An 8,665-nucleotide genomic window follows, 5' to 3' on the forward strand; every position below is an offset into this window, starting at 1 on the left:
CCGCCGACGCCCCCGCCTCGTGGTCCCGCACCGCGGCCAGCGCCCGGCCGACCCGGCCCCGCCGCAATGCGGCCACGAAGAACAACGCGGCTGCCAGCAGGGCGAGTTCGAGTACGTAGAAGGCTCGGTCGTCGCCGAATCCGGCGGGCCTGCCGGGTGCCAGGCCCGACGCCGCGTACGGCTGCGCGAACACGAACCGGCTCACTCCCACCCCGACGGCGAACGTGGCCAGCGCCAGGGCGAGGCCGTGCCGTCGCATCGCGGGCACGGCGGTCAGCAGCCCGAGCGGGGCCACGAGGACCACCGCGAGCAACAGCGCCACCAGGCCGGACAGGCGGGGGAGCCCGGGGAATCTGCCCAGCACCGCCAGCGTCGCGAACAGGGCTCCCAGCCCCGCGAACGCCCCTTGCCCCAGCGCCAGTTGGCCCGCGCGGCCCGTCACCACGACCAGCGACAACAGGATCAGGGCCAGCGCCGGAACCTGGATCGACGTATGCAGGTCCGAACCCGCGAAGCCCAGCGGCAGCAGGAACAGCACCGCCACCACGGGCCACACCCCCGGTGGCGCCGGCACCACGCGACGCGTCGTGGCCCGGGGCAGGGCCCCGCGGCCGCCGATCCCCGGCAGCGCGAGCGCCGCGACGAGCAGCGCCACCACGAACAGATTCGCCCCGACCGCCTGCAGCAGCGGCTCCGCCCACCCGCCGGTGTGCGCGCGGGTCAGCTGGCTCTGCGCCACTGCGATCACCAGCGCCACCGGCACCGCCACCGAGAGGAACCGCATCCGCGCCGCGACCGCCACGGCCACGACCTCCATCACCAAGAGCGGTAGCCCGTACGGGTCGAGGCGTACGTAGGGGGCCAGCAGGACGCCGGTGAGGCCCGCCGTGAACGAGCCGAACGCCCAGCCCGCCGCGGCGACCCGGTCCGCGTCGATGCCGCCGAGGACGGCGAGCCGCCGGTTGTCGACGACCGCCCGCAGCTCCCCGCCGAACCGGGTCCACCGGGTCACCGCCCCCACCGCCACCGCGAGCGCACAGGCCACCGCGAGCTGCCCCCACGGATCCGCCGCGAGCAGGGTCGGCGCGTCCTCCTGCGCGCCCGTGCCCCACAGCAGGGCCGCCGCCCCGACGAGCAGCACGAAGACGCCGAGGGAGGCGACGAGGGTGTGTGCCGGGTCGTTGCCCGCGTGCGCCAGCCGCCTGAACACCCCTCGTTCCAGGGCGAGTCCGAGCGCGGGGGCGACGCCCAGGAGGACCAGCGCCGCGCCCGCCCACAGCGGCCAGGACCAGACGACCACGAACTGCCGCAGCAGATAGGCGCAGAGCATCGCGAGCGCACCGTGCGCGAAGTTCAGGACGCCGGTCGCGCGATGGGTGACGATCAGGCCCGTCCCGGTGAGCGCCGCCGCCGCACCCACCGAGAGACCCGCCAGCGTGAGGTCGTACGTCAGTGAGGACACGCCTCAACTCCCCGCGGGCGGCTCGCAGATGGGGCACGGGCCGAGGCCGTCGGCCGTGATGGCCCGTGCGTCGGCGGGCACCGCCTCGGGCTTGCCCGCGACGAGCGGACAGTCCGCGCGGTGCCACAGCGTGCCGCCGGGGATCATGAGCAGCGCCTCGCTCGACGCGAGCGGGCCGGGGTCCTGCGGCGACCCGTCCGGACCGACGGCGACCAGCAGCGCGTACAGCTCCTCCACCCGGGACGTGGCCAGGGCGCTCCTGGCATGGGTGAGCAGGACCGTGCCCGCGACGATCAGGGCCGCGCCGGGCACTGTGCACGAGGCCAGATAGGGCAGTTGCCGCTCGGCGAAGCGCTCGCCCGACATCCCGTACCAGCCGGCCACGCACAGCACCGCCCCGGCGGCGAGCGCGGCGAGGCCCGCCCACAGGACGGGGCGCACGGTGCGTGGTCGAGCAGTGCGCATCGGTGGCCCCCAGGTCCTGGCGTCGGGTGTCTGCCTGTCTGCTGCCTGTGTCTGGTCTTGTCGGCCGATCGCTTGCACTATGCCTTCTGCAGGCCAACCCTGAAAGCTCCGGGCGCAGTCGAGGTCCGGACCGACACCCGGTGGTGAGCCAGATGGTTCTCGGGAGCAACCTCAGGAAGGGCCGCGGGCGGGGCGCGGCCCTCGCCCTCGTCGCGGCCCTGGCACTCGGACCGGCCCTGACGGCATGCGGCGACGACAGCGGAGGCAACGAGAGCGACCCGCCGACCCCGACCTCGCAGGAACCCTCCGCCAAGGAGCCGTCCTCGAAGGCCCCGGCCGCGGCCGCGCCCGAGGACAAGGCCGCGGCCGAGAAGGAGATCGAGGCGAACTGGAAGAAGTTCTTCGACCCCGCCGTGCCGCTGAAGGAGAAGCGGAACGTCCTGGAGAACGGCGACCGGATGGGGCAGGTCCTGGAGAGCTTCAACGGCGACAAGCGCGGGGGACAGGTGCAGGCGAACGTCGACAAGATCGCGTTCACCTCGCCGACCGCCGCCGACGTGACGTACTCGCTGGCCCTCAAGGGCGCGACGGTGCTGCCCGGCGCGAAGGGCACCTCCGTCGAGCAGGGCGGGACCTGGAAGGTGTCGGTCAAGACCCTGTGCGCACTGGTGCAGTTGAGCGGCAATGCGTCGCCGGGCCCGGGCTGCTGAGGCGCTGGCGGCCGGGCTCGTCCTTCTCGCGCTGACGGCCTGCGGCTCCCGGCTACCGGAGAGCGACTTCGACCACGGAGCCGCCTCCCGTGCGCCGGTGCACGCGTCGGCGCCGATCCGCGTCGGGATCGTCACCAGCGCCACGAGTCCGGTCGGCGGCGCCACCTTCACCGACACCCGGGACGGCGCACAGGCGTACTTCCGGAACCTGAACGCCGAAGGCGGCATCCAGGGGCGGCGTGTGGAGATGCACCTGTGCGACGACGGCGGCAGCGGCGTCGGCAACAACGAATGCGTGCACAAGCTGATCGACGAGGACAAGGTCGTCGCCTTGGTGGCCACCACGTCGCTGGACTACGCGGGTGCGCAGCAGGTGTCCCGCGCGCGCGTGCCCGACGTCGGCGGCCAGCCGATCGGCGCGGCGTACGACACCTACGCCCACCTGTACGGCATCTACGGCAGCCTCGCGCCCCGCGACGGCACGCCCGGCTGGTCCGGGAAGCTTTACGGCGGCACCGAGGTCTACCGCTACTTCAAGCGCGAGCAGGGCGCGCGCACCGCGGCCGTCGTCTCGTACAACCAGGCGGCGTCGGCGGCGTACGCGCGGCTCGTGACGCGGGGGCTGCGGGCCGAGGGCTACAAGGTGGTCACCGAACAGGTCGACTTCGCGCTGCCCAACTTCCGTGCCGCCGCCGCGGATCTCAAGGACCAGGGGGCCGACCTGGTCTTCGACGCGATCGACGCACACGGCAACGCCCAGCTCTGCAAGGCCATGGACCAGGTCGGCGCCCGCGTCACCGCGAAGGTCACGAACGTACAGAACTGGACGTCCGCCGTCGCCACCGACTACGCGGACTCCCCGCACTGCCGCGACTCCCTGTGGGTGACCGGGGCGAGCCGCAACTTCGAGGACACCGGGCATCGTGCCGTGCGGGCCTTCCGCGCCGCGACCAAGGGGCTGAAGACGCACACGCAGTGGCAGCTGGAGGGCTGGGCCGCCGCCATGTGGTTCACGGACGCGGCGCGCTCCTGCCTGAAGGACGGAGGCGACGCCACGCGCGCGTGCGTCGACCGCTTCATGAGCAGGGACACCCCGTACACGGCCGACGGACTCCTGCTCCCGGTGACGTACCGTGCGCTGTCCACGCCACCGGCCACCAGAAGGACCTGCCTCTCGGTCGCCCGCTGGATCGACGGCAAAGGCTGGGTCACCCAGAACGGTGACATGAGCCGTACGTGCTTTGACGTCCCGCAACTCTCCTACCAGCCGTGATGCGTCCCTGATGGACGAAATGGCCAAACGGTTCCTGAAATTGCCTACCAATGAGGCAACTGTTCTGGAACAACATGATGATGAAGAACAACCCTCGCGGTGACATCTCTGTCTCATCAACCGGTAGGCGGAGTACTCGGGCTGTTCGGGCCTGTCCGCGAGGAATGGTGGGATACGGGGACGCATGCAGATTTCTTTCCTGATTCACAATGCGTACGGGATCGGAGGGACGATCCGCACCACGTACAACCTCGCCAACGCCCTGGCCGAGCAGCACGACGTGGAAGTCGTCTCCGTGTTCCGGCACCGTGACAAGCCCGTCTTCGCGCCTGACCCGCGCGTGCGGGTGCGCCACCTCGTCGACCTCCGCAAGGACTCGGACGGCTACGAGGGGGAGGACCCGGACGCCAAGAAGGCCGCGTCGTTCTTCCCGAGCAGCGAGGGACGCTACGACCAGTACAGCGCGCTGACCGACCGCCGGATCGCCGAGCACCTGGCCCGCGTCGAGGCCGACGTCGTCGTGGGCACCCGGCCCGGCCTCAACGTCCACCTGGCCCGGCAGACCCGCCGCGGCCCGCTGCGCGTCGGCCAGGAGCACCTCACGCTCGACACGCACTCCGACGCCCTGAGCCGCGAACTGAGCCGTGTCTACCCGCGCCTGGACGCCCTCACCACGACCACCGAGGCCGACGCCGGCGCGTACCGCGACCGGATGCGGCTGCCCGGCGTGCGCATCGAGGCGATGCCCAACCCCGTGCCCTCGCCCGGCGTCACGCCCGCCGACGGCTCCGCCAAGTGGGTCGTGGCGGCCGGCCGGCTCGCGCCCGTCAAGCGGTACGACCTCCTGGTCAAGGCCTTCGACCGGGTGCGCGCCGAGCGTCCCGACTGGCGCCTTCGCATCTACGGCGGCGGCAAGCAGAAGGACAAGCTGCGCCGTCTCATCGACGACCGGGGCCTGTACAACCACGTGTTCCTCATGGGGCCGGCCAACCCCATCGAGCCGGAGTGGGCGAAAGGTTCCCTCGCCGCCGTGACCTCGACCTTCGAGTCGTTCGGCATGACGATCGTCGAGGCGATGCGCTGCGGTCTGCCCGTCGTCTCCACCGACTGCCCGCACGGGCCCGGCGAGATCATCGACAACGGTGTCGACGGACGCCTCGTCGAGGTCGGCAACGTCGGCGCGATCTCCGACGGCCTGCTCCAACTGATCAACAACGACGCGCTCCGGCAGCAGATGGCGGTGCGCGCCCTGGACCGGTCCGCGCGCTTCGACCCCGCGCGGATCGCCCAGCGCTACGAGGACCTCTTCGGCTCGCTCACCGCGCGCAGCGGCTCCGTCGGCCTGCTGAACCGGGCGCGCGGCTCCCTGCTCGGCGGCGCCCATGCCTGGCGTACCGTCCTCAAGTCCCCGGGAAAGGGGCGCACCGCATGACGGCGACACCGTTGGCCGCGTCCGTCCCCCTTCCCTCGCCCGACGACAGGAGCGTCCGCATGCCACCCAGCGCCGACTGCATCGCCGACTCCGCCGGCGGGCTCACCTTCGACGTCTCCGACCACGGAGCGCCTGACCCGGCCCACCTCGTGCTGGTCAACCGGTCCGGCGGGGAGGAGGTGCGGCTGCCGCTCACCCCGCGGGGCGACGGGCGGCTGCGCGCCTCGCTGCCGATCAGCGTCGGTCTTCCGGAGGGCCGCTGGGACGTGTACGTGCAGGTCGCCGGGGACGAGCCGGTGCGGCTCATGCCGGGCGTGAACGATCTGCGCTCGCTGGTCGACCGTGCCTCCGGCGGATCGCGCGGCTACGTCGCCGTGCGCATCCCGTACGTCACGAAGCACGGCAACCTCACCGTGCGCAGCTGGCTGCGCACCCCGCACGCCGAGGCCGGCGAACTGCAGATCACCGACGGGGAGTTGACCGTGCACGGGCGGCTCCTCGGTACCGCGTTCACGGCCAAGGCGCACGCGGAGATACGTTCCCGCGCGGCGGCCGGCCCGGTGCTCCGCGGCGAACTGACCGTGGACGGCGTCGCGTTCACGCTGCGCATCGGCTACGACGAGCTGTCCGAGGGCCCCTGGGACCTGTGGCTGCGGCCCGCCGGCGAGGACGGGCCCGAGGTGCGGGTGGCCCGGCTGCTCGACGACATCGCCGACAAGAAGCCGATCTTCGCCTATCCGGTGGCGCGGGTCAGCGTCCCCGGCCGCGGCGAACTGTCGGCGGGGCCGTACTACACCCTCGACAACGACCTGTCGGTGCAGGTCACTTCGGTCTGAGGGCCGGTGGCCGGGCGCCCCTCACGGCGTCTCGGCCGGCTTGCGGGCCCGGTCCTCGTAGGCGGCGAACTCCGGGTGGTGCAGATCGAAGGCCGGGGACTCCGAGCGGATCCTCGGCAGCGTCGTGAAGTTGTGGCGGGGCGGCGGGCACGACGTCGCCCACTCCAGGGACCGGCCGAACCCCCAGGGGTCGTCGACCTCGACCTTCTCGCCGTACTTCGCCGTCTTCCAGATGTTGTAGAGGAACGGCAGGGTCGACAGGCCGAGCAGGAACGCACCGATGGACGACAGGGTGTTGAGGGCCGTGAAGCCGTCCGCCGCGAGATAGTCGGCGTACCGCCGTGGCATGCCCTCGGCCCCCAGCCAGTGCTGCACGAGGAACGCCGTGTGGAAGCCGACGAACAGCGTCCAGAAGTGGATCTTGCCGAGCCGTTCGTCGAGCAGCTTCCCGGTCAGCTTCGGCCACCAGAAGTAGAACCCGGCGAAGGTGGCGAAGACGACCGTGCCGAACACCACGTAGTGGAAGTGGGCGACCACGAAGTACGAGTCCGAGACGTGGAAGTCCATCGGCGGTGACGCCAGGATGACGCCTGTCAGACCGCCGAACAGGAACGTGACGAGAAAGCCGATGGACCACAGCATCGGCGTCTCGAACGACAGGGAGCCCTTCAGCATCGTGCCGCACCAGTTGAAGAACTTCACCCCGGTCGGCACCGCGATCAGGAACGTCATGAAGGAGAAGAACGGCAGCAGCACGCCGCCCGTCGTGAACATGTGGTGCGCCCACACGACCACCGACAGCCCGGTGATGGCCATCGTGGCGCCGACCAGCATCGAGTAGCCCCAGATCGGCTTGCGGCTGAAGACCGGCAGGATCTCACTGACGATGCCGAAGAACGGCAGCGCGATGATGTAGACCTCGGGATGCCCGAAGAACCAGAAGAGGTGCTGCCACAGCAGCGCCCCTCCGTACTGCGCCTCGAAGACCACCGACCCGAAGCGCCGGTCCGCCTCCAGGCACAGCAGCGCGGCCGCGAGCACCGGGAACGCGAGCAGTACGAGGATCGACGTGAACAGCGTGTTCCACGTGAAGATCGGCATCCGGAACATCGTCATGCCGGGCGCGCGCATCCCGATGATCGTGGTCAGGAAGTTCACCGAGCCGAGGATCGTGCCGAACCCGGACAGCGCGAGCCCCATGATCCACATGTCGGCGCCGATACCGGGGGAGCGGGTCAGGCTGTTCAGCGGCGCGTACGCGAACCAGCCGAAGTCCGCGGCCCCGCCCGGCACCACGAGCGAGCCGAGCACGATCAGGCCGCCGAAGAGGAACAGCCAGTACGAGAGCATGTTCAGCCGTGGGAACGCCACGTCCGGCGAGCCGATCTGCAGCGGCATGATCTCGTTGGCGAAACCGGCGAACGTCGGCGTCGCGAAGAGCAGCAGCATGATCGTGCCGTGCATCGTGAAGAGCTGGTTGTACTCCTCGTTGCTGATGAGCTGCAGCCCCGGGCGGGCGAGTTCGGCCCGCATCACCAGGGCCATGAGCCCGCCGATCAGGAAGAAGCAGAACGACGTGATCAGGTAGAGGTGGCCGATCTTCTTGTGATCGGTGGTGGTCAGCCAGTCCACGATCACCCGGCCCGGCTGTCGTTCCCGCGCCGGTCCCACCGCCGCGGGCCCCGCCTGCACCCCGGTCGTCCCCATCGCTCGCCCCCTCGCTGCTCGCGCGCCTCGGGCCTGCTCCGAACCCCGCCATGATGCTCGCGTCGCCTCCTCAGCAACAGGGGGCGTACCTCTCTTTGTGGCATGGACAGGCAATTCCCGGACGATCTCAACTCGCCCGCCGCACCGTCGGATTCGGAATGCCGGAGGAATTGTGTGCGCCCGCTCCGGTAAATGGTCGGAACGGGCGCGAAGGGATTCGCCGGGGCTTCCGGAATTCCCCGGGCGGGCGTGCGGGCGGCGCGCGTAAGAAGCGCGTAAGAAGTAAGGAACCCCCCGATCGTGTGAGGGAGTTCGGGGGAAACAACCGTCGTGATCTTGTGACGAAAGCGTGACCGTACAAGGGCGTGGCGGGCCCGCGGGGGCGGGCCTGGCGTCGCTCGTGCGCACGGCTTACGGTGGCCGCATGGCACCCATCCCGACCCCGCCCGCGGACCCCCAGGACAGCCCCGACACCTATGTCGGACTCGACGCCGAACAGGCCGAGCGACAGGCGCACGGCCGTGGCTGGTCGACCGTCCGGCAGTTGCCGCCGGGGGCGATCATCACCATGGAGTACCGCTCCGGCCGACTGAACTTCGAGGTGGCCGACGGCACGGTGACGCGCTGCTGGAAGGGGTGAGGCACGGCCCCGCGGCATGCGAAGGCCCCCGGAACCGTGTGGTTCCGGGGGCCTTCGTCCTGCGGGCTGGTTGTGCGTACCGTGCCCGCTGTCCTGGGGGTACCCGCGCCGCGGGCGGTGACTCAGGCCCGCTGCGGGTC

The 8,665-nt window shown here is 71.0% G+C and carries 7 protein-coding genes and 1 pseudogene; 5 read left to right on the forward strand and 3 right to left on the reverse strand.

Features of this window, described 5'->3' with window-relative positions; all coding sequences use genetic code 11:
* Together G3I40_RS39950 and G3I40_RS39955 are read right to left on the reverse strand one after the other, a co-directional pair.
* Positions 1-1,462 (reverse strand): annotated as a pseudogene (locus G3I40_RS39950) (ABC transporter); the annotation flags it as partial.
* A gap of 3 nt (positions 1,463-1,465) precedes the next feature.
* Positions 1,466-1,927, reverse strand: coding sequence for a hypothetical protein (locus tag G3I40_RS39955; RefSeq protein ID WP_164559719.1), 462 nt, complete (start codon positions 1,925-1,927; stop codon positions 1,466-1,468).
* A 152-nt stretch (positions 1,928-2,079) separates the two neighbouring features.
* Between G3I40_RS39955 and G3I40_RS39960 the strand changes: the two genes are divergently transcribed.
* The 4 genes from G3I40_RS39960 to G3I40_RS39975 all read left to right on the forward strand — a co-directional run bounded on the left by G3I40_RS39960 (position 2,080) and on the right by G3I40_RS39975 (position 6,178).
* Positions 2,080-2,637 (forward strand): hypothetical protein, encoded by a 558-nt coding sequence (locus G3I40_RS39960; protein WP_203645658.1) that lies wholly within the window; start codon positions 2,080-2,082, stop codon positions 2,635-2,637.
* Positions 2,612-3,910 (forward strand): ABC transporter substrate-binding protein, encoded by a 1,299-nt coding sequence (locus G3I40_RS39965; RefSeq protein WP_164559721.1) that lies wholly within the window; start codon positions 2,612-2,614, stop codon positions 3,908-3,910. The genes G3I40_RS39960 and G3I40_RS39965 overlap by 26 nt, the downstream gene beginning before the upstream one ends.
* A gap of 184 nt (positions 3,911-4,094) precedes the next feature.
* Positions 4,095-5,342: a glycosyltransferase family 4 protein gene (locus G3I40_RS39970; RefSeq protein ID WP_164559722.1), complete on the forward strand. Its 1,248-nt coding sequence runs from the start codon at positions 4,095-4,097 to the stop codon at positions 5,340-5,342.
* A gap of 59 nt (positions 5,343-5,401) precedes the next feature.
* Complete coding sequence (locus G3I40_RS39975; protein ID WP_164559723.1) at positions 5,402-6,178, forward strand: hypothetical protein; 777 nt, start codon at positions 5,402-5,404, stop codon at positions 6,176-6,178.
* A gap of 21 nt (positions 6,179-6,199) precedes the next feature.
* On the opposite strand, the gene ctaD is transcribed toward G3I40_RS39975, so the two are convergent.
* Positions 6,200-7,885: a cytochrome c oxidase subunit I gene (gene ctaD / locus G3I40_RS39980; protein ID WP_164559724.1), complete on the reverse strand. Its 1,686-nt coding sequence runs from the start codon at positions 7,883-7,885 to the stop codon at positions 6,200-6,202.
* 424 nt (positions 7,886-8,309) lie between these two features.
* Here ctaD and G3I40_RS39985 point away from each other — a divergent pair, with 424 nt between their 5' ends.
* On the forward strand, positions 8,310-8,525 hold the full coding sequence (locus G3I40_RS39985; protein ID WP_164559725.1) for an I78 family peptidase inhibitor: 216 nt from the start codon (positions 8,310-8,312) through the stop codon (positions 8,523-8,525).
* The last annotated feature ends 140 nt before the right edge of the window (positions 8,526-8,665 follow it).

This window comes from Streptomyces sp. SID14478, from assembly GCF_010548525.1.
Classification (GTDB): domain Bacteria; phylum Actinomycetota; class Actinomycetes; order Streptomycetales; family Streptomycetaceae; genus Streptomyces.